Consider the following 22,631-nt stretch of genomic DNA (forward strand, 5'->3'; position numbering starts at 1 on the left):
TCCTGGGATTGCCTGGCGTGCACCAGGCCCTGGCCGTGCGACCCGGCGCGCGAGGAACTCGCGACCGAACTCGGCCGGACCTCACTGGCGATGTACCTCTTCGCCTACCTCAACGAAGCGGCCGGCGTCATGCCTGGCGTGACTCCTGGTGAGCTCTATGAGCGTTTCTTGGCATGGACACGGACGCCGGGCTCCGGGAAGAGCGTCGGCCTGCCTGGATAACCAGGCAGGCGGACGTGCGGCTTCTTGCGCGCCAGCGTCGCCAACGCCCGCTTCGAGGTGCACCCCCGTGGGCCAAACGTTGCACGATGCGAACCGCTTCGTGGGTATCGAGGGTGATGCGATGCCGGGACATCTCAATAACTCACGCCGCGTGTCAAGGCGTTCGGCCATTGACAGCACCGACCGCCAGCAGCGGACCCTGGCGGTCTCAACCCCGCTTAGGGGCGGGCAGCGCCGCACGTATCCGATTCCGCGCTTCCCAGAATCTCCGCACGATTGGGTTCTTCCAGTCGTACGGGAACGCCGGATCGTGCCGGCTCCACCAGCGAATCCGCTTCGCACGCCGACCGGCCGCATGCCGGGTCTGCCATCTTCTCCCAGCGTTATCGCGGACCAGCGCCCATCGAAGCGAGCAGCGCACGGCGTCAGGGCTGGGGTCGAGCTGGGTTGCATCCTGCGGCGCCAGATGGACGACGTTCACCTCCTGCCAGTCGAACTCAATGGTCTTCTGCGGAGGCAGGTCGACTGGCCCAAAGAACCGGTCCGGCCGGTTCTCGCCGCTCACCACGTCCCATACTCCTGGGGCATCTGGACGTGGATCCTCAACCGGCACCGTCCAGCGGGTGGCGATGACCGGGGACACGTACGTCAGCTCTACGGGTAGGTCGCTCCCGTTGCGCACGCACATGCGTAGCTTGATCTGCTCGACGCGCGCCTCCCACGGTGGCTTGAAGTCCCGCTCGATCTCCCACCAAATTGCGACGGCATCGACCTGCTTCCGGTCGGCTGCGGCGCGGTCTCTGAAAAATATTCGCAATGCCAGCAGAATTGATCCGACAGTAAGCCAAGCGGGCACGCTACCCAGATCCAACTTCACGCCACCAAGATAGTTGGGTGCACAAATCGATCCCATCGAGGAAATGCGATGCTCGGCATCAAGTGAATTGCAGGTAGGCGTGCGAGTTAAAGATCAATCTACTGTAGATACAATCTAATGTAATGGCCTACCGTCGGAGTTGATCACGACAGTCGAGCAGGGCCGAAATGACCAACCCGCCGCAGATGCCTCCGACAGACGCCGACCCAATCGTCTGGACGCTCGCTCGCCAAGTAGCCATCGACCGCCGACCGGACTCGACCGGGTTCTGCGTGACGTGCCGAGAGTGGTCGCCGTGCGGCCCGGCGGGTCGTCGGCGTTCGCCCTCGCGCTGGGTTGTCGATGTGGCTGGCTCATGCCGGACTCCGATTGATTGACTCGCGTTTGCGCCCGCTGGCAGGGGCGCAAGTGTGCCTCGAACAGCCGTTCCATCGACGCATGGTGCGTCCGTCGCTACGGTGCGCTCATGAGCCAGGATGCGGCGGCCCAAGCCTTCCGAGTTCGCACAACAACCAAGCACCAGCCACCCAACGTCCTCGACTTCACGACGGTGGACGTCAAGCAGGGCAGGCGGGTATTCAAGTCGGCCACCATCCTGACTATCTCGGATGAGGAAACCGGTGAGATCAAGCGACGCGAGTTCAAGGTGCAAACCTTCGGCAGGAGCCTTAACGGTCCCGGCTTCAGCTTCGAGGACAGAGCGGAGCATCGGTGGTATTGCGAAGATCGGGAGATCGAGGCGGTTAGAGACCTGCTCAACAACGCCTTTCCGACCGCTGGCGTCTACCAATTTCCCGCACACGATTCAGCCGTACAGCAACTGATCGCAGGTATCGATGAGGGCCGCGTCGATGCTGACGCCGTCCACCGCGTGGTGACTGCGATCTGCAACGCACCTGATCTAGCGGAAGCCCTCGCCCGAATGGACGAGGCGGGCGTACTCGCGGATGTCATCGAGCGGAACCGCCAACTCCAGGGCCTCCGCAGATGGCGTCAAGTAGTGGAGGACCCCGCAAGTACTGAACCGGACATTCAGAGGGTCTTGGACCAAGAGTGGTGGGTGTTCGGAGGCCGTTACATCAAGGCGGAAGTCCGCCGGCAACTTGTACCAGGGGATGAGATGGATCTCCTGCTAGTCCGGTCGGATGGATCGCTGCACGTGGTCGAGATCAAGCAGGCGAACATCCCCAAGTTGATCCGGGAGCACAGGAGCCATTACCGGGTCGGCAACGAAGTACACGAGGCGGTCTCGCAGGCGGCTAACTACCTGCGGAGCTTGGACGAGCAGCGCGACTTCATCCTCAACCGCTTCAAGGTGGATCCACGCCGCGCATCAGCGACGGTGGTCATTGGTCATCCGATGTTCGTTGAGAGTCGAATTCCGCAAGAGGCAATCAATGAGGCAATCCGCACCTACAACAGCCATCTCTCCCGCATTGAGGTAATGACGTTCGCAGACTTGATCGAAGGCGCTGAGGGATCGTTCGCCCTCACCGATGCGGATGGCGAGGACGAAGGAGAGCGAGACGTGGAGGAGTACTGGCCGGAGCCAGAAGAGGACCCCTGGCCGGAACCCGCGTCGTACCGCGATCCTTGGGACGATCCGCCGTTCTGAGACAGCTTGTCGCTGGATCGGACCGCATCAGACAACACGAGCGACGAGCGGACCCGAAACGGGTCCGGCGACTGAGGGGACTTCGGCGAACCAGGGCGAACGCCCTGGTCCTACCCGTGGGCCGAACGTTGCACCATGCGAACCGGGCTACGGTCGTGTCAGGTATCCCTATGTTAGGACGTTTGTCCAGGTCACAGGTGCACCGCAGGGCACCCTGAACACCGTGGCCGCCGTATTGTCAGCTCGCCAAGCACTTCAAGCTGATACCGTCCACCGGCCTGCGAATCATGCGTTACGGTGAGTACCCGCTGCCCCGTGGCGCGTGCCTTAACCTCGGCGATCGGCGCTACCTCTACACCACCGGATACGTCCCGTCGCTCGGACGCTACCCCCACGGCCACGTTGCCACTCCTGTGCAAATCACCGACCACATCGGCGACTCGGCCACCGGCGATCTCCTGCGCGAGGGTCTGCCGCTGACCAAGATGAACTGGAGCTCCGCCCACTTCGCCTAGGATCCCGGTCACCCCTCCGCTTCGCCAAGGAAGTCGGCGCGATCCTGCGCGACCTTCCCGACAGCTACCACCAGAATCGCGATACGCCTTCTTCATGTAGACGTGGTACCGACCCGCACCCATGGTGAAGACTCGGCCACCATATAGAGCCGACCCGCCCTCGGTACGGGCTCGGTGGCCAGGTCGATGCCGGCACAAGCCATATTGCCCGTTTCCTACCTGGACCTGGAACGGAGTTGAAATCCTGCAGCGTCAACGCGAGGATTAAGACCCCTCTACAAAGGGTTTTGTCAAGGAGCTGGCCTTGACCGTCACCGAACAGCACATCCGGGACCACCTGGCGACAGATCTCGACATCCTCGAACGTGGGCTAACACTGATCCGGACCAACTATCCACTGCCGAATGCATACGGCACACGAGGGTTCGTCGATATCCTCGCGCGCGACGCCGACGGCGCGCTCGTAGTGATCGAGGTCAAACGTAGTAACAGCACCGCCCGCGAGGCGGTGCATGAGGTCGTCAAGTACGTTGCGCTACTCAGGCAAGAACAGGGCGTCAACCGCGCAGACGTCCGCGCCGTGATCGTGTCGACCGAGTGGGCGGAACTGCTGGTGCCGTTCAGCAACCTCAAACGCGAATGGGGCAATGAGATCCGGGGCTACCACGTGCACCTAGCCCAGGACGGGCCAAGGATCGCGTCGGCCACCGAGGTCACCGCGGTGCCCGAGGCCGACGCCCGTGGTCTCAGCCCTGTCCACTTTACAGTCGCCCCGCTGAGCCTTGATCACCTCGATGGACTCTGGCGAACAATCACGACGGCACTAGCCTCGGCTGGTGCAATCGATGCGCTCGGCATCGTCCTGCGCCACGAAGATGGCGATTCTGCCCTGTACGTAGTGATCGGCCGAGCACCACACGCAAAGCCCGCGGACGTCATCTCGCACCCGCCGACGCGTACGGGTACCACCGAAAACGAACCAGCCGAGTCGCAGGCGTACGACAAGGTGGACGACGACGTTGAGGTCGATGAGGTCGATGAGTGGGCGATCGAACATGCGGCGCTCGAAGCGGTCGCCGACCGACTACACGAGAGTAACTACCTCGTACGCCCGGCTTATGCCGACAAGTTTGAGATGCTGACCGACAGCGGCGGATGGCAGCCCCTTGAAGTCCTCCGCCAGGGCATTTTCCACAGCCAGCGTGACCTGTATCCGGACGACACCCTGCTCGGCCAAGTCTTCGACCGGCTCGGTCTGTCACAGGTCAAATACCTCGGTTCCGCGCGGCCCGCGAATCACCAACACTGGACACAGTTCCGGCTTCGTGTCGCGCAGACGATGGTCGGAGCAGATAGTTGGGGCGAGATAATCGCTGCGTGGTTGGACGAGCGCGAATCCCAGCTAGATCAACGGACCGTTGTCCAGATCTACAACCCGGGCGACTTCATCGGCTCCCTGGTGTTCGGCTGGCCTGACGATCTCCACGTGTTACTTCCACGCATGACCGCCGCGATAGATGTCGCCGGGCCGGGCGGCCGGATACTGGAGGGCTTTCTCGCCTGGACCGGCTCGACACCGGCGACGATCAATCACACGATTCAGGCGGTCTACCCGGATCCGGTCGACTGGGGATTCGCAAAGTCGATGGGCCACGCCTGGGCCGACGATCGTCACGTGCTGCACGGTCTTGGCCTGAAATACGTCCTATTCGAGTTTCAGCCAGGAGACGATCCACCTGTCCGGCTTGAACTCGACCACGACCGGCTCATCCGCCGCCCCCTGTCCGAGTATGAGTCAACGCCGGATCAGTGCTATCCACTGCCAAAATTCCTCGAACAATTTGCCGAGGAGATCGAGTCACTGGTCACAGCCTACCGCGCACAGATAGATGTCGACTGGAAGAGCGCAACGGTGCTCGTGACCAACGACCTTCCTTTCGTGCCGCGCGGGAACTGACGTAATCACCTCAGCGGGCGGAGTGAGAATCAATGCGGCCCACAGTGAAGTTTGACGATTGACCCCGACGCCGGCGGAATCGCCAGGCATGAGGTTCAGGGTGCCAGATGCCGCATTCAACAGCGTGTCCGCCTGGATCGAATAGCGCACATTGAGCTGACCAGCGCCAGCGCCGACTGCGGTCGGCCCGGGCGCCGCGGTCAGGATGAGCCATCTGGGCGCAGACTTGCCGGCAGGTCGGCGGCGACCATCTCGGCCAGTCGGTACAGGAACGGCGGCAGGAGCACCGGCAGCAGCTCAAACTGCCCATTGGGCACCATCACTCGTAGTCGGCTCATCCCGGTGGCCAGGAACAACAGCATCACCGCGGTGCTCGCCTTAGCCTTGGGCGACGGGGCAGGCTCAAGCAGGGCCTGGCGCAGCAGCAGCCGGTTGAGCCCGAAGGCGACGCCGTAGAACCACTGCAGCAGGCCCGGACAGTCGGGCGGGGGCTCGCCGGCCGCGATCGCGTCCAGTTCGGCTTCCACGGTGTCGCAGAGCGACACCGCCCAACGATGCATCTCATCGACGGCCTGCCAGGCCGCCCGTAGCTGGGTGAGCGAGGCCTCAGTGACAGTCCGAGTCAATTCGCCGCTGGCGTCGGCGGCCGGGAGCAGGTTCAGGCCATGCCCGTCGTTGATGTCGGCCAGGGCAGGCTCGCTGTCGGAGTACTCGAGCATCGAGGCGACCGGGACGGCGGCGCCGGGAGGGCCCAGGGCCCGGGCGACTGCGCCGAGGTCGGCGTCCACAAACTCGCTGGTGCCGCCCAGCGTCGCGGAGACCGCCGTGGTGAGGAAGTCCCGGGTGGTGTACGGCTCGGCCTCGGTGGGGCCTTTGTCGAACACGGCCAGCTCCGGCATCGCGAAGGAGATGCCGGCCGCCGTGATGCGGGCGTCGACGTCGCGCAGGCGCTGAGGCAATAGCACGATCTTGCCACTGTGTTTGCTGGCTAGTTCGTCCGCGACGTCGCCGATCCAGGCGCTGCGATCGCTGGCCTCGCGCGGCCCGAGTAACGCGTCTTGCCGAAAGTCGGTGGCGGCGATCAGCCACGCTCGGCGCACAGTCGATTCCGGGATCGGCAGGCCGGCCCCGAACGCCTCCAGAGCCAGGTCGTCGGGGCGGCGGCCCGGGCGGGCGTGAGCGCTGAGCCACACCACCAGGTCGACCGCCTCGGCCGGGGCGGTCGAAACACTGCCCCGCCCTTGCCCTGCGCCGTGTTTCTCGTTGCGGACTAGCAGTCCTGCCGTCCGCCACCGTTCGAGCTGGGTGACGGTGGCCGTGGCTCCTCTTTCGCCGGCGGCGGCGAGCAATGCAGTGTCGGCGGGGCTGGGCTGTTTGCGAACCACGACCTGCGACCGTACCGGCCGATGGCAGGGTTTGGAGCCCCGCGAGCTTGTCGGGAACCGGACGTTCACCCGCTGGTCTACTGGTGTGGCACGAGGCGACGGGCCTCTCGGCCAGGAAGGAGTGGACGTTTCATGACCAGCAGAGATAGCTCTTCGACCCCGGATCCGCAGGGATCGCGACGGTGGACCACGATCGTGGCGGCTGGCGGGGCAGCCGTCGTCGGGGTGCTGGCCGCGCACAGCCCGGCTTGGGCGGTCGGCGTGGGCACCGCGATGGCCCTGTTCACCGGGATCCGTGAGCTTCTCCAGCGATGACAACTCTGCGAGCTCGGCGTTCGGCGTTCGCGGCGGATGCTCATCTGTCCGCTCAGCGTCATGGCGGACCCGCCGACAGTGCTGCGAGCGCCGCGACGAGATCTTCTCTGTTCATCGACTTCGTCCACGGGACCGATTGCTGAGCGCGACGACCTGCCGTGATTCCGGAGAACTCGCACCGCTCGAATACGCGAGGCTGCCAGTACTCCGCCTGTTCGATCCGCGAGGCGCTGCCAGACGCGCCACTCGATGCGCCAGGCACCGGTGGTGGATCAAGAGTTGGCGCGGTAGGCCGCTTCCTGGCGCTCACGCCGCTGCTGGCGATTTGACGGCGGTGCATCGTCCGGATCCTCGATCGGACGCTCCGGGATGGCAGTCTTCATGCCGAACCGGCGGGCGTTGAGCGCCATCGTCACGTCCGTCGTAAAGACAACGACGTCATGGCTGGCCAGCGACTGGAGGGCCAGGGCGCGCTGGAGGATTTCGGTGTCCTCGTCGTCGACCGGCCGGTGGGCCGGATCATCGTAGAAGACGCGTAGCGTCACCTGTCCGCCCGGCTCGTCGTCGGCTGCACCCTGTGGGCCGTGTTCACGGAGCACGACCGGAGCAAACGGATCTTGCAACAGCCGGGCCAGCGCAGCGAGGGTGACCTGTGCCCGGAAGCGCACGACCTTGTTGCTCGATTCCTTGTGCCGGTCGAGTTCACGGACGACTACCTCGGGAAGCACAAGCTTAATGTCGGCGTGGCCCGCCTTCAGGTCGAGCGCCCACGGAATGCTGCCGAGGACCCGTTGCGGGCTGGGGTCCTTGTGCCAGCCTGGGTGGTGCAGGAAGACGTTCGTGTCGACGACGCTCAGCACCTCGTGCTGGTGGACGCTCCAGCGCGCGATCTGGTCACGTAGGTTGTTGGCCGCCGTGGTAAATACCCTACGCCGGGCATCCTTCTCGTCGTTAAAGACGTGCTGACCTTTCATCGTGCCGGCGCCGACACCGGCAAGAAGCCGGTCGAGTCCGGGTGTGTAGATCAGCCCTTCCAGGTCGGCGTCGGCGATATGGCCGCGCAGCATCCGGGCGAGCCCGAGTATCCAGGCGACGTAGCCGCCATAGGGGACATTGTTGTTCGGGTGGGGGCTATCGATCTCGACCACGGCACGGTCGAGGACGCCGAGAACGTAGTTGCGGTCAGCGCCGGGTTCCAGGGTGACGAGCATAGCGGCCATCCTGGCAGCCACCCATCGCCGCCGGGCACCGAATTTACGCGCCACCTGCACATGGACGGGAGGTCACTAGCTCATGCAGCGACGATCACTCAGGCAATCTGCTCTCGCGAACTCGCACCGAAGGACAACTCACCGACTGGTCGCACGGGCTACGCGCGCTAGGGTACACCCAGATAATTCTATTGACTTGCCCTGTTCGGCATTTCCCTACCCAACACGACTAAGTACTCGTGGGGGTCAGACAGGTGCCGTACTAAGTATCTCACCCAAGCGTCGGTGTAGACGTATCGCTTGAAGGCTCTGTTGTATGTGCAGAATTGGCTCTTGGTACGCTCAGGATGTTCGTCGTTCTCAGGCGGTCGCACCTTGTAGTACTTCCATGCAAGGCTATGGTCATTAACGCTGAAGGTAAATCCGAGAGCGGCCGACACCTCCTTCGCGATCTGCGAAGGAAGCAGACTTTCGAGGTCTGAAACCGGAACTTGCTTCTCTCTGATTATAGTCTGCGCCTTCTCCATAACAGCTAGCTGATCCGAAGATAATTCATCCATTCTGACAAAAGTCATAGCCACGTCTGCGCTGACCTTAGGGCTCGTCTTGGGGACGAGATAAACTCGGAATTCGTAGCTTGGATGATCTGTTAGCTCAGGTTCTAGTGTTGCATCAAAATCTTGAATATACTCCGCAACAATCTTGGGCACTCTCTTCCTAACAGCCTTCAACGCCGCAACAGCGTCATCTGTGATTGACGAAACGAAGAGCGGAAAGCGCAGAGTGTTGCTCAGCGATTCGGAACTACCGAACTCGCTAACCAGAACTTCCTCAAAGTTTAAAATGTAAGCTTGCGTGCGGCCCGTCACCAACGCCGCTATCTCCCGCTCATACCGATGCTCAATCTTGTTGCGCAACCCAATGAAGAAGTTCAAGTTTGCCCTAATGGGGTGAGAGTCCTGGAATTGCTCCGCTATCATTTGCTGCAGAGGCTTCGTTACCCAGTCTCCGTCGCGCGTCCTCTGCCGGCGCCCATTTGCTGCACGAATGTAAAAATCAATATTGTCGCGTTCATATTTCGCTTGTAGCAGTTTAGTCCACGCTATTGACATGTGGACGATGAAGGCCTCCAGCTGACGTTCCATGCCAGAGCGGTTGTAGAGATCAACCGCCAGGATGGACTCGTTGCGGGCCGCTTGCAGTTGATGCCACCATCTGGGTCGAGGCGCCATCCACCCATGATACCGCCAAACCCGCAGCTAGATTGCGCCGAAGTACCGATCATTGTCCACAATGTGTAGACGAAGCGCGGCTTCCCCCATGTGGACAGCTATGGCACACTCGCGACATCAAGTGTCGGACTGGCTACCTAGGGTTAGGACCGAGGGTCACCATGAATCAGCTATCCCTGTTCGGCCCGCGTGAGGAGGGGCCGGAAGAAAAGCCGCAATCTGATAGAAAAGAGCGGCTCCGAGTGCTAATTACGGTCAAGGCAGCTCCTAATCCGTCGCAAACCTATGGAGAAACGGTCTGCGTTGCGGGCCTCAGTGCGGACCTCAATCGCCGCGGCTGGATAAGGCTCTATCCTGTCAATTTCCGGGATTTAGCATCGGACGAGAAGTTTCGTAAATACGAACTGGTGAGTGTCGATGCCCGTCCAGCGCGCAATGACCAGCGACGCGAAAGCTGGAAACCAATTTCGGCTTCACTCGAACGAGGCGCATTTCTCAAGCCTTGGCAGCCAAGACGAAACTGGATTGACCCGTATATTGAAGAATCTATGTGCAGACTTCACCGGGCGGCGCGCGCGGATGCTAATTCACAGTCTCTTGCGCTAATAAAGCCGAAGGACGTGGGTGGAATTGATATCGAGCGGCACCCAGGGTGGAGTGCGGATGAGCAGACGAAGATCGATGCCTACGTCAACCAGCTTGACTTATTTGGCACTCGCGATCGAACTCCTCTGCAACCGCCACGATTCAAGGGGTTCTACCGATATCGCTGCCACGACCTGAATTGTCGCGGCCATCGGCAGGGAATGATTGACTGGGAGTTTGTCGCCTATCAACGCAATCACCTCGCAGGCTCCGATGCCAGGCACGCCGCGACGGCTTTGTCGGAAAAGTTCTTTGGAAATCTATGCGCCAGCGATAAGGACGTCGCCTTTTATGTTGGAAATCAAGCCAAGCGGGCTCATGTGTTCAGCATTCTCGGCGTGTACTGGCCCCCGAAAGCCTAGCCGAACGCTTTCGCGCTTCTTGTAAAACCACATCGCGATGACAGCGATTTTGGTCTGCCTCAAAACACAGGATCGCGATCAACTCTGACAGGCCGGCCTCAGCGATATTATTCAGCGCCTCATCAGCCGCAGGAGCACCCAAGAGTGACTCGTATGTAGATTTGGCTGCCGCTAATTCTCGTGGAAGCCCGCCGAAGCCAGGTCGATTAGCCTTCGGATTTCCCAACTCTCGTCGATGCTCATAGGCAATTCCGGCTTCGTTCAAAGCTCGGCCAAGCGCCGTCTTGCTAAGTCCTGGCTTACGGGAGATCGGGGTCAAGCGCACGTCAACAAGCTTCGACACGCCCAGCGCCACTAGATCGGCTACCAAATCGTTGGCGTTCCTGCCTTCGTAGCCGACGCCTACGATGCCGACTGGCTGCAGTTCTGGTGCTGGCTCCACATCCTTACCTTCTCATAACTCGGGCGAGACCCTACGCATAGTTTTAGTAACGGTGTTTCTTCGCGCCCCGCGACACGCCGTTCGTTTCGCGCTCAAGTCATCAAGATGGCCAGGCCATTTAAAGATCATTCTGGGCTTACGAAGGTGCCTCGCTGCGGGACGGTGTAGACCAAGCCACGCTCGCGCAGGAGGTTTACTGCTCGGCGGGCTGTTGTTCGGGCTACGCCCCACTCGGCGTGCATGTCGTTCTCGGTGGGGATGCGGTCGTGGGGCTGGAGCCGGCCGGTCTTGATGTCGTCTTCGATGTAGTCGGCGATCTGGACGTAGACCGGCACGGGGCCGTCGGTGCGTACCGGTCGCGGGCTCACGTGCGCCAACTTACGAAGCGTGCCACGTCTACCTATCGGCAGCTACGAGGCGATACATAGGTAGACAAGCAAATACAAGATGGGTAGCGTGGTCGGTGCGACACCGTCGCTGGCGGGGCAACCCTGACCGTTAGCGGCAGTCCAGCGGTATCCGCGGCAGCCATTGGCAGCGTGGCCCCGTGCTCGGAGGTTGGGCACGGGGCTCGTAGACCCACTGGCCAGGCCGTGGCAGCGGTCCGGTCTCGCGAACGCCTGTCCTTTGAAGTGTTCGTCATCTGAGAACGATCAGAAACTCGGTTGATCGCCGGGACCGCTGGGGCGTCCCCTGGTACGCGTATCCCGTGTGGCCGGTTGCCCGTCCGCTGGGACCCGTCCCTATGCAGCCTTAAGTGAGCAAGCGGTACGCGGGTCTGAGGACATCGGCAACTGGTTGGCATCGGGCGGCCCCGGTGATCGGGCAGACCCCGAATCAGGTACCCACGCCGGTGAGTTGAGCCCCGGTGTCCGGCACACGCGCTGGATGCGTGTACTGCGGCCCGACCAGGGCCAGCGGTGACACGCGCCTGTGCGATGCCGGCGCCCTGCTCCTCACGGCCAAACTCGAACTCCTCCGCACTACGCCACGGCGTGTCCGGAGGCGTCGAAGGCCGTTCGCCGTCCACCGATGCCTTCGGAGCTGTTGATGACCTCGAATTGTGTGTATCGACCGAACCCAACCAGGCGAGGGACCTCAAAGAGTTCCGCCGTCCCTCTCGCTGTCCCCGCGGGGATGCGCTCGGCCGTCCCGCTTGACCAGGACGCCCAAAGGGACGTGCTGTCAGGTCTGACAGTGCTGCTCAGGCCGGTTGCCGGGACACTCGGCCATGCTGCGACTGATCCCTTCCTGGGGATCCCCCGGTGGGGAGAACGCCGTAATACCGCCTGCCAGGACGGGCGCTGTGGGTGAGCCGATCATGCGGGTTCAGGCTGGGCTCACCGCCCGGGATCTCACCCTGTTGAGCTGGCTGGCCGACCACGGCGTGCTGACCACCGACCAGATCGCCGCGGCCCTGTTCCCGTCGCTCAACTTCGCGCAACGCCGCCTACGGGCGTTGATGAGCAAACAGCTGGTCGACCGGTTCCGGCCACAACGCCCTGACGGCGGCTCGTACCCGTATCACTGGGTACTCGCCCAGCTCGGCTCCGACGTGATGGCCAGTCAGCGCGGCGAACCAACGCCACGTCGCGACCAAGCACGGTTGCGGCGGTGGCATCTGACCAGCCGGGCCAACCTGCCCCATCTGCTGGTGGTGAACGACTTCTTCACCCAACTGGCCGCACGCGCACGGACCCACCCGGGCGCCGAGCTGGAACGGTGGTGGTCGGCGGCACGCTGCCAGCAGATGACCGCTTTCACCGGTGATGACACCCGCTCCGGTCACCGGGCAGACGGGACCGCCCTGGCGTACCGGCTGAAGGTTCGCCCGGACGGGCACGGCATCTTCACCGACCATGGCGTCTCGACGGCGTTCTTCCTGGAGTACGACACCGGGACCGAATCGCTGAATCGCCTGGTGGACAAGGTCGACGGTTACCGCGACCTCGCCCGGGTCACCGGCCGGCTCTGGCCGGTGCTGTTCTGGCTGCCCGGCCCTGCTCGTGAACGCCACCTGCACGACGCCCTCAGCCAGGCCGGTACCGGCTATCCGACGGCGACCGCGGTACACGGTCGCGGTGGCAGGGCACCGGCCACCGCCACCGACCTCGGCCACCCAGCGGGACCGGTCTGGTGGCTGCACCAGCACACCGGCCCCGCACTGACCCTGGCCGAGCTGAGCGTCGCCATCACCGACCGCATACGAGATGCCGCATGAAGGGGGCAACCGGTGGCTGCCGGTCACCGGACCCCGACCAACTGACAGCACATCCGATAGCTGACAGGACGAAAGGAGGCGGGGCCAAATGCGCACCCGCTATTTGGCGACAGCGATCAAGCACCTTGTGGAGGTCTAGGGGCAGCAGCCCGCATGGCAACCGAGATGCCGAACCTGAGCACCAGCGGATAACGCCGATCCGCGGACGACCAGCAATCACCGACATCACCATCGCCCGCATCGAGACGGTCACCATGACCGACGCCGAGTACGCCGACGCCGTCGAAGCCCTCGCCGTGCTCATCGCCCGCTACGAACAGCACCACGACGAACACCCCGACACCGCCGCATAGAAAGGGCCGGTGGCGACTCAACCCGCGTCGCCACCGGCCACCCCGACGCGAAGGATCCGCTCACATGGCAGCGACCACCCCCAGAGCACGACGCCGCCGGCCACGCACCGGACTCGGCGACATACCTGCTGGCAACCGGCGGGTCGCCGTCTACGTGCGCCGCTCCACCGACGACGAACACCAGCCGTTCTCCATCGACGCCCAGATCACGGCGCTCACGTCCTACATCAACTCCCAGCCCGGTTGGGTCGCCCTGCCCGAACCGTTCTCCGACGACGCGTCCGGCGCAAATACCGACCGGCCCGGACTCCAGCGGGCGCTGCGAGCGGCGAAGGCGGGGCGCTTCGACATCTTGCTCGTCTACCGGGTGGACCGGTTCACCCGCCGACTCTCCGACCTGCTGGATCTGCTCACCGACCTCGACGACGCCGGAGTCGCCTTCGTCTCCGCCACCGAGCCGTTCGACACCTCAACCTCGATCGGCCGGATGCTCGTCCAACTCCTCGGTGTCTTCGCCGAATTCGAGAGGGAAACCATCATCGACCGCGTCGTCAATGGCATGCACGCCAAAGCCGCCAAGGGAAGGTGGCCCGGCGGCCACCGCACCTACGGCTACCAGGTCGAACCGCAGACACAGAAACTCATCCCGCACCCAACTGAAGCGCCGATCCTGCGCGAAATCGTGAACATGTACGTCAACCAGCGACTCGGCACCCGCGCCATCGCCGACGAACTCAACCGGCGCGGCATCGCCAACCGCCTGGGCAAGAAGTGGTCCGGCATGACCATCGGCCGCATCCTCGACAACCCCGCCTACACCGGCGACATCGTCTACGGCGACGTCCACGTCACCGACACCCACGAAGCCCTGATCGACCGCGACACCTGGCGCCGCGTCCGCGACATTGCCGACACCCGCGCTGACGCCCACAACCAGCGAGCCATGAGCGACTCCGACTACCACCTCACCGGCCTGATCACCTGCCCCCACTGCGGCAACAAATACATCGGCACCTCGGCCACAGGCCGCAACCGCACCTACCGCTACTACACCTGCTACTCCCGCGTCCGTTACGGCAGCCACGGATGCGACGCCCCACGCCTCGACGCGACAGCCATGGACACCGCCACGCTCCAAGCGCTCTACGACTTCTACCGCGACGCCGAACGGCTCATCGCCAACGCCATCACCCGCGCCCGGCACCACCACCGAGAAGCCAACGCCGACCGGCGCGGCGAACTCGACGCCCTCGAAATCGCCATCACCGCCAAGACCAGAGCTCGCGACCGTTACCGAGCAGCGTTCGAGAACGGAACCATGGACGAAGCCGACGCCGGCCTCCGGCTGAGGGAACTGCGCACAGAGATCGACGCGCTCACCGTCCGCCGCGACGAGATCGCCGACGCCATCGAAGACGAGCCCGTAGCACCGTCGCCCGCCACGATCGACCGGATCCGGGAGCACCTGGCGTACGTGATCGAGGACGGCAGCTCGGCCGAACGCAAGGCGGCTATCGAACAGCTGATCGCCGAAATCCGGATCACCGACGACGACAAGGTCATCCCGGTCTTCCGGGTGCCCGAACCCGATGAGGCGGTTCGCGCAATGCCTAGCTTGGTGGGGCGGACGGGACTCGAACCCGGTGTCGGCGACTCGCTGCGAAGGCCGGATCCAGGCGACGAACTGATCCGCGCCACCCTCGATCCGCCCGAGCGCCGGCCAGCGAACCAGCGTGACGGCACCTTCGGCCCGACCAAGGCAAGAGCCGTCGCCGCTCCACGAGCGAAGTCTGGTCTAAAAGGGACAAACCAGGGTGCGGAGACCCCCCGAAGGTCTCCGCACCCTGTCGTGCGTGGTTCAGCCGATCAGCTGTAGACCTCGAACTCGAACAATGAGTAGCCCCAGGCCGTAGCGCGGGCCGTGCCGTTGATTCGGACGTAGCGGCCGGTAGCGGCCAGCGCCGTGCTGTCGTCCACTCCCCCGTCGCCGCCGGTGATCGTTCGGGCGGTGGTCCACGTGGTTCCGTTGGCCGACGTCTGGATTTGGTAACCCGAGCCGTATGCCGCCTCCCAAGTCAGCTTGACCCGGTTGATCGCGGTTGACTGGCCCAGGTCCACCTGGATCCACTGCGGATCGCTGAAGGTGCTCGCCCACCTGCTCGTCAGCGAACCGTCGACCGCGGCCGACGCCGGGTAGGCGACCGCCTCGGTGCTCGACGCCGTGGCCGGCTTGTTCAGCGCCAGGTTGCCCGAGGGCTGCACGACAACCCCGCCGTAGACCTCGAACTCGAACAGCGAGTAGCCCCAGGCCGTGCCGCGAGCCGTGCCGTTGATGCGCACGTAGCGGCCGGTGGCGCCGAGGCCCGTGTTGTCATCGACCCCGCCGTCGCCGCCGGTGATTGTTCGTACGGTGGTCCACGTGGTTCCGTTGGTGGACGTCTGGATCTGGTAACCCGAGCCGTACGCCGCCTCCCAGGTCAGCTTGACCCGGTCGATGGTGGTCGACTGGCCCAGGTCCACCTGGATCCACTGCGGATCGCTGAACGTGCTCGCCCACCTCGTGGTCAGTGAGCCGTCCACCGCGGCCGACGCCGGGTACGCGCCGGACTCCGTACTCGACGCGGTCACCGGCTTGTTCAGCGCCAGGTTGCCCGTCGGCGGCTGCGTGGTGCCGCCGGAGGTGAAGGTGAAGTCGTCGATGTCGAACAACGACCCGGCGCCGCCGGTGAACACCAGGTACAACTGGTTCGTTCCAGCGGGTGGGTTGATTGTTCCGGTGACGTCGACCCATGTCTCCCAGCCGCCGGTCGGGGCGACCTGCACCGTGCCGGCCACCGGGCCCGTTGGCGAGCCGGTCCGTACGGTCAGTGTGCCGCCGACGCCGGCCGAGGCGACCCGCGCCTTGATGCCGGTGACGCCGGCCAGGTTGTAGCGGGCGAAGGAGATCCAGTCGCCGTTCTCGATGTAGCCGACGGCGTTGCCGCCGTGGGCGTTGGCTTTGGGAGCGACCTGGATGCCGTTCATGGTGCTGAAGTGTTCGGCCTGCCGGGTCCGCGGCTGCAGCTGGTGCTGGGCCTGGACCGCGACGCCGTTGACGGGTGTGTACTCGGCGGCCAGCACTCCGAAGATGTTCGCGCTCGCGTCGTGCTCGCCGTCGACCGTGGTCTGGATCGAGCCGCTGCAACCGGTCTTGCTGGTGATCGGGTGACCGTGGCTGTCGTGGCCGAGCACGTAGTTGACGACGACCCGGTTGCAGTCGATGGTGGCGGCGTTCGGGTCGGTGACTTTGACCTCGTACGGCACCAGGTCGCCGAACTGGAACACCGACCCGTCGGGCGGGGCGACCAGCTGGATGGAGGCCCGGCCGACGCCGACGACCGTGCTGGCCGTCGAGGTTCGGCCGCCGGAGTCCCGTACGGTCAAGGTCGCGGTGTATTCGCCGTTGCTCGGGTAGGTGAAGGTCGGGTTGGCCGCCGTGGAATCGGTGCTGCCGTTGCTGGTGAAGTCCCAGGCGTAGGTGATCGGGTCGCCGTCCGGGTCGTTGCTGCCGGCCGAGCTGAACTGCACGGTCAGCGGCGCTGCACCCGACGACGGGGTGGCACTGATCTGCGCGATCGGCGCCCGGTTGCCGCCGCTGTTGTACTCGATCCGGTAGAGCGCCGAGTTCTCGTCCCCGCCGAACCAGGTGGTGCCGTAGTCGAGCACGTAAAGCGCGCCGTCCGGCCCGAACTCCATGTCCATGATCGCCGTGCCGGTCCACGGGATCGGCTCGATCGCACCGGCCGTGCCGTCGCCGTTCAGGGTGACGGCCTTGATCCAGCGGCTGGTGAATTCCCCGAGCAGGACCTTTTTGTCGTACGAGGCGGGGAACTTGACGTCGGACGCCAGTCCCGGGTCGAAGTTGTAGACCGGGCCGCCCATGGGTCCGCCGCCGCCCAGCTCGGGACGCCAGGGACCCTGCCCGCCGTACGGGAGCCACGCCGCCTGCGACGCCGGCAGTGCGGTGATACCGGTGTTGTTCCGCGAGTTGTTCGTCGGCCCACCGGCACAGTTGTACGGACCGGAGGACGGCCCGGTCGGGAAGGCGTATTCCTGGTACGGGGTGTTGTAGTTGGAGCAGTACGGCCAGCCGAAGAAGCCGGGCCGGGTGATCCGCTCGAACGACACGGTGCCCGCGGGGCCGCGCTGCGGGTCGGCCGAGCCGGCGTCGGGGCCGTAGTCGCCGAGGTAGACGACACCGGTGGCCTTGTCGACGCTCATCTTGAACGGGTTGCGGAAGCCCATGGCGTACACCTCGGGCTTGGTGTTGGGGGTTCCCGGGGCGAACATGTTGCCGCCCGGGATGGTGTAGCCGCCGGTCGCGCCCGGCTTGATCCGCAGCACCTTGCCGCGCAGGTCGTTGCTGTTGCCCGAGGTGCGCTGCGCGTCGTAGGCGGGGTTGCGGTCGGCCCGCTCGTCGAGCGGCGCGTAACCGGCCGAGTCGAACGGGTTGGTGTCGTCACCGGTGGACAGGTACAGGTTGCCGGCGGCGTCGAAGTCGATGTCACCGCCGACGTGGCAGCACAACCCGCGACTGGTCGGTACGTCGAGGATGGTCACCAGCGAGTTCGGGTCGATCGTGTTGTCGTCCCGTACGGTGAACCGGCCCAGCTTGTTGGAACCGTTGAACGGCGCGAACTGTGCCGCCGTACCGGTGGACGGAGCGTCGCCGCCCGGCGTGCTCAACGGTGGCGCGTAGTAGACGTACACCCAGCGGTTGGTGGCGAAGTTCGGGTCGGCCTTGATGCTCTGCAGACCCTCCTCGTCGTGGCTGTAGACCGGCAGCGTCAGCGCGACCTTGGTGTTGCCGTTGACGTCGGTGTAGCGGATGACGCCGTTGCGCGAGGTGTGCAGCACACCCCGGTTGGGCAGCACGGTCATGCCCATCGGCTCGCCCACCTCGGACACGCCCTTGGCCAGGTTCACCTGGCTGAACGTGCCGGCCGGGCCCGACACCGAGCAGTTGCCGATGTTCTGCGCGGCGTACTTGATACCGCCGAGCAGGTGGGTCCGGAAGTTGGCCTCGGCGTAGCTCTCCTGGGTGTGGCCGAGGCCGGTGTACCAGGACCGGCCGCCGTCGTAGGGCCGGCACCACGAGATCGGGTGGTCGCCGTTCATGCTGCCGCCGGTGTACGTGGACTCGTCGAGATTCGCGAGTACGTGTACCTGCGAGCGCGGGTTGGTGCGGTAGTTGTACAGCTCGTCGGTGCGGTTCCAGTTCACCGGGATGCCCGCGTTGGACGGGTGGGCGGTGTCCTCGATCCGTACGGTGACCGGCTGGATCGCGGGGTGACTCGCGAAGTAGGCGCCGACGAGGTTGCCGTACCAGGGCCAGTCGTACTCGGTGTCGGACGCGGCGTGGACGCCGACATAGCCGCCGCCCGCGCGCAGATAGCGCTCGAACGCGGCCTGCTGGGTCGCGTCGAGCACGTCGCCGGTGGTGGACAGCCAGATCACCGCCTTGAACCGGGCCAGGTTGGCGTCGGTGAACTGGCCGGCGTCCTCAGTGGCCTCGACCGTGAAGTTGTTCTGCGCGCCCAGTTGCTGGATCGCGGTGATCCCGGCGGGGATGGCGTCGTGCCGGAACCCGGCGGTCTTGCTGAAGATCAGCACCGAGAAGTCGGCCGCGAAGGCCGGGGCGGCGTGGATGCCCGTCCCGGCCAGCACCAGGGCGACGATCAGTAACACTCTGCGAATCATGAACGGTGGGGTCCCTCTCGTGAGGGTCGGCACGTCACGCATCGGGGGAGGTCGCACGCGCCGCCATGGGGATGGGGTGAGTGGGGTGCTCGTCGACGACGCCCGATCGGGGGTGTGGCGCCGTCGCATCGTGGATCTCGAACCCCTCGGAGAGCGCTTTCTCGGAGGTGCTGAAAAGTTAACAGATTCGTCATCGTCGAACAATGACTTCATCGATCGTCGTGAAACCAGACCGCCGAAGGGGCAACATCTGCCCGTTGAGGCAACGCGGCGCCGGACCTCCCACCGGCGGGAGAGCGCTTCCCGGCGGCCTACGTCCGGCTGCCCAGCCGGGTGAAGGAGAAGGCGAACACGGTCGACGTCACCCAGCCCAGGATCGTGCACAGGTTGAGCCACCACTCGAGCCAGGGGCCGTGGCCCTCGCCGACCGGGTACCAGGTGGAGCGCTGGTGCAGGTCGATGAGCGGCACCACGGTGTCGATGGCGTAGAAGAGCGGGCTCAGGCAGCGCACCTTTCCGTCGCCGCAGGTGCCGGGGCGCGGTGCCTCGCCGGGCAGGGGCCGGGCGCCGTCGGGACTGAACACGACGGCGTTGTCGTCGGTCGCGCGCAGCTGATCGCGGACCGCCGGCAGGTACAGGGACAACGTCACGGCGGCGATCAGGAGGATGAGGAGATAGATCGCCCGTTGTGGACGGAAGCCGTAGCGGACGGTGGTGTCCTGGAGGCGATCGATGGCCCTGGCGCGACGAGGGCGGCCGGCTCGGGCCTGACGTAAGGCGGCGATCTCCACCGCGTCGGCACCGTCGCGGTCGCCTGCCGTCCGGAGCACGGTGGCGAGATGCTGCCAGGCCCGCGGGTCGAACGGCCGCATCCGCGCGAGCCAGGCGATCCGTTCGTCCGCGTCCCAGACGGCACGGCCGGACTCCCAGTCGACGGGCGCGAACCTGTCGTACCGGAAGCCGCCGAGGTACGAGGTGACCGGCCAGTCGGATTCCGGGCGGTCGGCCAACGCAGTCGTCGTGGCGTCGGTGAGGTCGATGCCACCGGCCTTGATGGTCCAGCCGAGCAGCAGACCACTGCGGACGTCGGCGGCCAGCGCCTCGAGGGCGACGCCGCGGGGATTCGGTTCACCCGGTGGCTCCAGGCCAGCGGGGCGCCATTCCAGCACCGCTCCGTCGGCCCGCAGCCGTCCCCCGACGACCGCGCGGTTGAGCACCACGAGCCCGATGGACCGGAACTTTCCGCAGATCCGGACGTTGCCGCTGACTTCAGCCATATGCAGGCTCAACGTCTTGTCGCCCGGGTTGCTGATGTAAGCGTCGGCGGCGTCCACCACACCGCCGACCGAGGCGCCGCGAAAGTTGAGGCCGCCCCCTACCGCATTGACCCCGGCCAGCCGCAGATCTCCCTGGATGCGGATGCCGACAGCACTGATGCAACGCCGTTGCCGCGGGGTCGTGAAGCTCGCACCGTCGAAGCGGACCGGACCGTCGACCTGAGCGTTGTCCAGCTTCACGGTGCCTTCGATCGAGACGTCGGCCGCCTCGATGCCGCCAATGCCGGCTTGGGCGAGATCGACGGCGATGTCGCCCGGGTTCCAGACGGAACCCTCCACCCTCAGGCCGCCCTCCAACCGCGCGCCGGTCAGCAGCAAGCCGCCTCGCACCACGGTGTCGCCCTCGATCCGCATGGCGCCGCGCACGGACAGTTGCGAAGCGAACAGAAGGGGCCGGCTCATAGGGGTGGCGATGTTGTAGGGGTGGGCACCGACGCCGCTTGGTGGCGCCGTCAGTTGGGCGTTCCGCATGAAGAAGGTCCCACCGATCGCCGTGTGGTTCATGTCGATCCGTCCGCGGATCCGGCTGGGCTCCTTGGTCTTCGCCGAGTCGAGAACGAAGACGCTCCCACCGATGGAGGCACTGGCCAGGTTGAGCGCCCGCCCGTCGCCGGAGGTGAGTTGCGCGCCGATCAGGTCGAGCGAGCCGTTGACCCGGGCGGCGCCGAAGCGAACCTCCCCGGTCGCTCGAAATCCGTCGGGCAGCAGGATCGCGCCGTCCACCCGGACCCGATCGGCGTTGATCGCGAAGCCGGTCGACGGCAGTACATGGGTGCCGCGCGCCACGATGCTGCCGCCGAGCTCGGCCTCGATGAGCCAGACACTGGCCCGGGTGCTGCCCCCGGGCCGTGCGGCCAACTCCCCGGTGATCACCATGCCCGAGACGTCGAGATCGCGGTCGATCCGGCAGCCCGTGGCGAGCATCCCCGGCAGGACGTACGGCCGGAGGGTGGGATCGGCGGTGATCGACAGATCGTGCAGATGCGCGCCCCGCACATCGATCGGCTCGGTGAAGTCGCACGAGGTGAAGGCCAGCGGGACCGCCACCTCACAGGCTCGCAGATCGAGCGGGCCCACGATGCGGGCGCGATCGAGCCGCAGCCCGTACGGGTCGAGGCCCTCGCCGGCGAGACATGCCGATCGCAGGTCGGCGGCGTTCACGTCGGCCCCGGCGCAGGTCAGACTCCGGCCGGCCCGCGATGCCGCGAGCAGCTGCGGGACGAGGTCCTGATCCGGCCGCAGCGGAAGAAACGGTGACACCTGCTCAACGTAGAGCGACGACGGCCCGCGAGCACGACTCCGCGTACGATCTCATCCATGGGGGCCGCGGCTGACGACCATCTCAGCCTGGGGACCTGGCGGCGGGATCCGGGCACGGTTGTGCGACCCGGCGTGCCGGGGAACGCGGGCGACTCGGCGATCGTGGCCGCGTCGGAGGTGCCCGGCGTGGCGACCGAGTGGGCTCCGCACTCGCATCCGCTTCATCTGCTCGTCTGGGTTCGCGGCGGCACGCTGACCTCGCGGATCGGGAACCGGCTGTTCACCGTGCCGCCGGGGTTCGGGCTGTGGCTGCCCGCGGGTGTGGTGCACGGCGGGCGGCTGACGGCGGCGGCCGAGTTGCATGAGGCGTTCTTCGCGCCGGAGCGGACGCCGGTGGCGTTCGCCGGGCCGACCTCGATCACGATGACGCCGCTGCTCGAAGCCTTGCTCGTGCGGCTGGCCGGGCCGGATCTGGCGGCCGGCGAGCGGGTGCGCACCGAGGCCGTGGTGTTCGACGTGCTCGAGCCGGCCGAGCGACCGATCGCGCTCGAGCTGCCCGGTGACCCGCGGATCGACGCGATCGCCGAGGCACTGCTGGCCGATCCGGCCGACGAGCGGGGACTGCAGGAGTGGGCGGCCGAGCTGGCTACGAGCGAGAGAACCGTCACTCGGGCCTTCCGGGAGGCGACCGGCCTGTCGTTCGCGCAGTGGCGGCAGGCGCTGCGGGTGCATGTGGCCTTGGCCATGCTTTCCGACGGTACGGACGTCCGGAATGTCAGCGAACGACTGGGTTATTCGCAGCCGAGCACGTTCATCGCGGCGTTCCGGCGGGTGATGCGGGTTACGCCCGGCGCGCTCCATGTCCGGAATCCCGTATCGCCTGTCCAGAGTGCGGGATTGCCGCCAAGCTAAGGCTCGCCTAACCTCCGGCAGGCAAGGCAAC

Annotated in this window: 17 protein-coding genes; 9 read left to right on the forward strand and 8 right to left on the reverse strand. The window is 65.3% G+C overall.

Annotation, left to right across the window (positions count from 1 at the left end):
* Nucleotides 1-222: flavin reductase (locus tag KOI35_RS30160; RefSeq protein WP_215792057.1), on the forward strand; the 222-nt coding region annotated here is incomplete at its 5' end.
* 208 nt (nucleotides 223-430) lie between these two features.
* Here KOI35_RS30160 and KOI35_RS30165 read toward each other — a convergent pair.
* Nucleotides 431-1,099 (reverse strand): hypothetical protein, encoded by a 669-nt coding sequence (locus KOI35_RS30165; RefSeq protein WP_215792058.1) that lies wholly within the window; start codon nucleotides 1,097-1,099, stop codon nucleotides 431-433.
* Between the two features lie 466 nt (nucleotides 1,100-1,565).
* On the opposite strand from KOI35_RS30165, the gene KOI35_RS30170 reads away from it, so the two are divergent.
* The 3 genes from KOI35_RS30170 to KOI35_RS30180 all read left to right on the forward strand — a co-directional run bounded on the left by KOI35_RS30170 (nucleotide 1,566) and on the right by KOI35_RS30180 (nucleotide 5,186).
* Nucleotides 1,566-2,714 carry a Shedu anti-phage system protein SduA domain-containing protein gene (locus KOI35_RS30170; protein ID WP_215792059.1) on the forward strand — a complete coding sequence of 383 codons (1,149 nt, stop codon included), beginning with the start codon at nucleotides 1,566-1,568 and terminating at the stop codon, nucleotides 2,712-2,714.
* Nucleotides 2,715-3,001: 287 nt separating this feature from the next.
* Nucleotides 3,002-3,229 carry a hypothetical protein gene (locus KOI35_RS30175; RefSeq protein WP_215792060.1) on the forward strand — a complete coding sequence of 76 codons (228 nt, stop codon included), beginning with the start codon at nucleotides 3,002-3,004 and terminating at the stop codon, nucleotides 3,227-3,229.
* A gap of 304 nt (nucleotides 3,230-3,533) precedes the next feature.
* Complete coding sequence (locus tag KOI35_RS30180; protein ID WP_215792061.1) at nucleotides 3,534-5,186, forward strand: endonuclease NucS domain-containing protein; 1,653 nt, start codon at nucleotides 3,534-3,536, stop codon at nucleotides 5,184-5,186.
* A gap of 200 nt (nucleotides 5,187-5,386) precedes the next feature.
* Here KOI35_RS30180 and KOI35_RS30185 read toward each other — a convergent pair whose 3' ends face one another.
* Nucleotides 5,387-6,535, reverse strand: coding sequence for a hypothetical protein (locus tag KOI35_RS30185; protein ID WP_215792062.1), 1,149 nt, complete (start codon nucleotides 6,533-6,535; stop codon nucleotides 5,387-5,389).
* 168 nt (nucleotides 6,536-6,703) lie between these two features.
* Between KOI35_RS30185 and KOI35_RS30190 the strand changes: the two genes are divergently transcribed.
* A complete protein-coding gene (locus KOI35_RS30190) occupies nucleotides 6,704-6,886 on the forward strand; it encodes a hypothetical protein (protein WP_215792063.1) in 183 nt (60 codons plus the stop codon).
* A gap of 272 nt (nucleotides 6,887-7,158) precedes the next feature.
* Here KOI35_RS30190 and KOI35_RS30195 read toward each other — a convergent pair whose 3' ends face one another.
* Together KOI35_RS30195 and KOI35_RS30200 are read right to left on the reverse strand one after the other, a co-directional pair.
* Nucleotides 7,159-8,097 carry a PIN domain-containing protein gene (locus KOI35_RS30195; RefSeq protein WP_215792064.1) on the reverse strand — a complete coding sequence of 313 codons (939 nt, stop codon included), beginning with the start codon at nucleotides 8,095-8,097 and terminating at the stop codon, nucleotides 7,159-7,161.
* A gap of 188 nt (nucleotides 8,098-8,285) precedes the next feature.
* A complete protein-coding gene (locus KOI35_RS30200) occupies nucleotides 8,286-9,329 on the reverse strand; it encodes a DUF3644 domain-containing protein (RefSeq protein WP_369076859.1) in 1,044 nt (347 codons plus the stop codon).
* A 161-nt stretch (nucleotides 9,330-9,490) separates the two neighbouring features.
* Here KOI35_RS30200 and KOI35_RS30205 point away from each other — a divergent pair, with 161 nt between their 5' ends.
* Nucleotides 9,491-10,336 (forward strand): DUF8757 domain-containing protein, encoded by an 846-nt coding sequence (locus tag KOI35_RS30205; protein WP_215792066.1) that lies wholly within the window; start codon nucleotides 9,491-9,493, stop codon nucleotides 10,334-10,336.
* Here KOI35_RS30205 and KOI35_RS30210 read toward each other — a convergent pair.
* Nucleotides 10,299-10,778, reverse strand: coding sequence for a DUF488 domain-containing protein (locus KOI35_RS30210; protein ID WP_308121220.1), 480 nt, complete (start codon nucleotides 10,776-10,778; stop codon nucleotides 10,299-10,301). The genes KOI35_RS30205 and KOI35_RS30210 overlap by 38 nt on opposite strands.
* Before the next feature lie 125 nt (nucleotides 10,779-10,903).
* Nucleotides 10,904-11,146, reverse strand: coding sequence for a winged helix-turn-helix domain-containing protein (locus KOI35_RS30215; RefSeq protein WP_215792067.1), 243 nt, complete (start codon nucleotides 11,144-11,146; stop codon nucleotides 10,904-10,906).
* Nucleotides 11,147-12,084: 938 nt separating this feature from the next.
* Between KOI35_RS30215 and KOI35_RS30220 the strand changes: the two genes are divergently transcribed.
* Together KOI35_RS30220 and KOI35_RS30225 are read left to right on the forward strand one after the other, a co-directional pair.
* Complete coding sequence (locus KOI35_RS30220) at nucleotides 12,085-12,999, forward strand: replication-relaxation family protein (RefSeq protein WP_215792429.1); 915 nt, start codon at nucleotides 12,085-12,087, stop codon at nucleotides 12,997-12,999.
* Between the two features lie 417 nt (nucleotides 13,000-13,416).
* The gene (locus tag KOI35_RS30225; RefSeq protein ID WP_246614044.1) at nucleotides 13,417-15,228 is read left to right on the forward strand and encodes a recombinase family protein; all 1,812 of its coding nucleotides are present in this window, start codon (nucleotides 13,417-13,419) and stop codon (nucleotides 15,226-15,228) included.
* Here the strand turns inward: KOI35_RS30225 and KOI35_RS30230 are convergent.
* Together KOI35_RS30230 and KOI35_RS30235 are read right to left on the reverse strand one after the other, a co-directional pair.
* Nucleotides 15,219-19,079 (reverse strand): ThuA domain-containing protein, encoded by a 3,861-nt coding sequence (locus tag KOI35_RS30230; protein ID WP_308121221.1) that lies wholly within the window; start codon nucleotides 19,077-19,079, stop codon nucleotides 15,219-15,221. The genes KOI35_RS30225 and KOI35_RS30230 overlap by 10 nt on opposite strands.
* 323 nt (nucleotides 19,080-19,402) lie before the next feature.
* Nucleotides 19,403-21,688 carry a hypothetical protein gene (locus tag KOI35_RS30235; protein WP_215792069.1) on the reverse strand — a complete coding sequence of 762 codons (2,286 nt, stop codon included), beginning with the start codon at nucleotides 21,686-21,688 and terminating at the stop codon, nucleotides 19,403-19,405.
* Nucleotides 21,689-21,745: 57 nt separating this feature from the next.
* Between KOI35_RS30235 and KOI35_RS30240 the strand changes: the two genes are divergently transcribed.
* Nucleotides 21,746-22,600 carry an AraC family transcriptional regulator gene (locus KOI35_RS30240; RefSeq protein WP_215792070.1) on the forward strand — a complete coding sequence of 285 codons (855 nt, stop codon included), beginning with the start codon at nucleotides 21,746-21,748 and terminating at the stop codon, nucleotides 22,598-22,600.
* Nucleotides 22,601-22,631 lie beyond the last annotated feature (31 nt).

Source organism: Paractinoplanes bogorensis (assembly GCF_018829635.1).
GTDB lineage: Bacteria > Actinomycetota > Actinomycetes > Mycobacteriales > Micromonosporaceae > Actinoplanes > Actinoplanes bogorensis.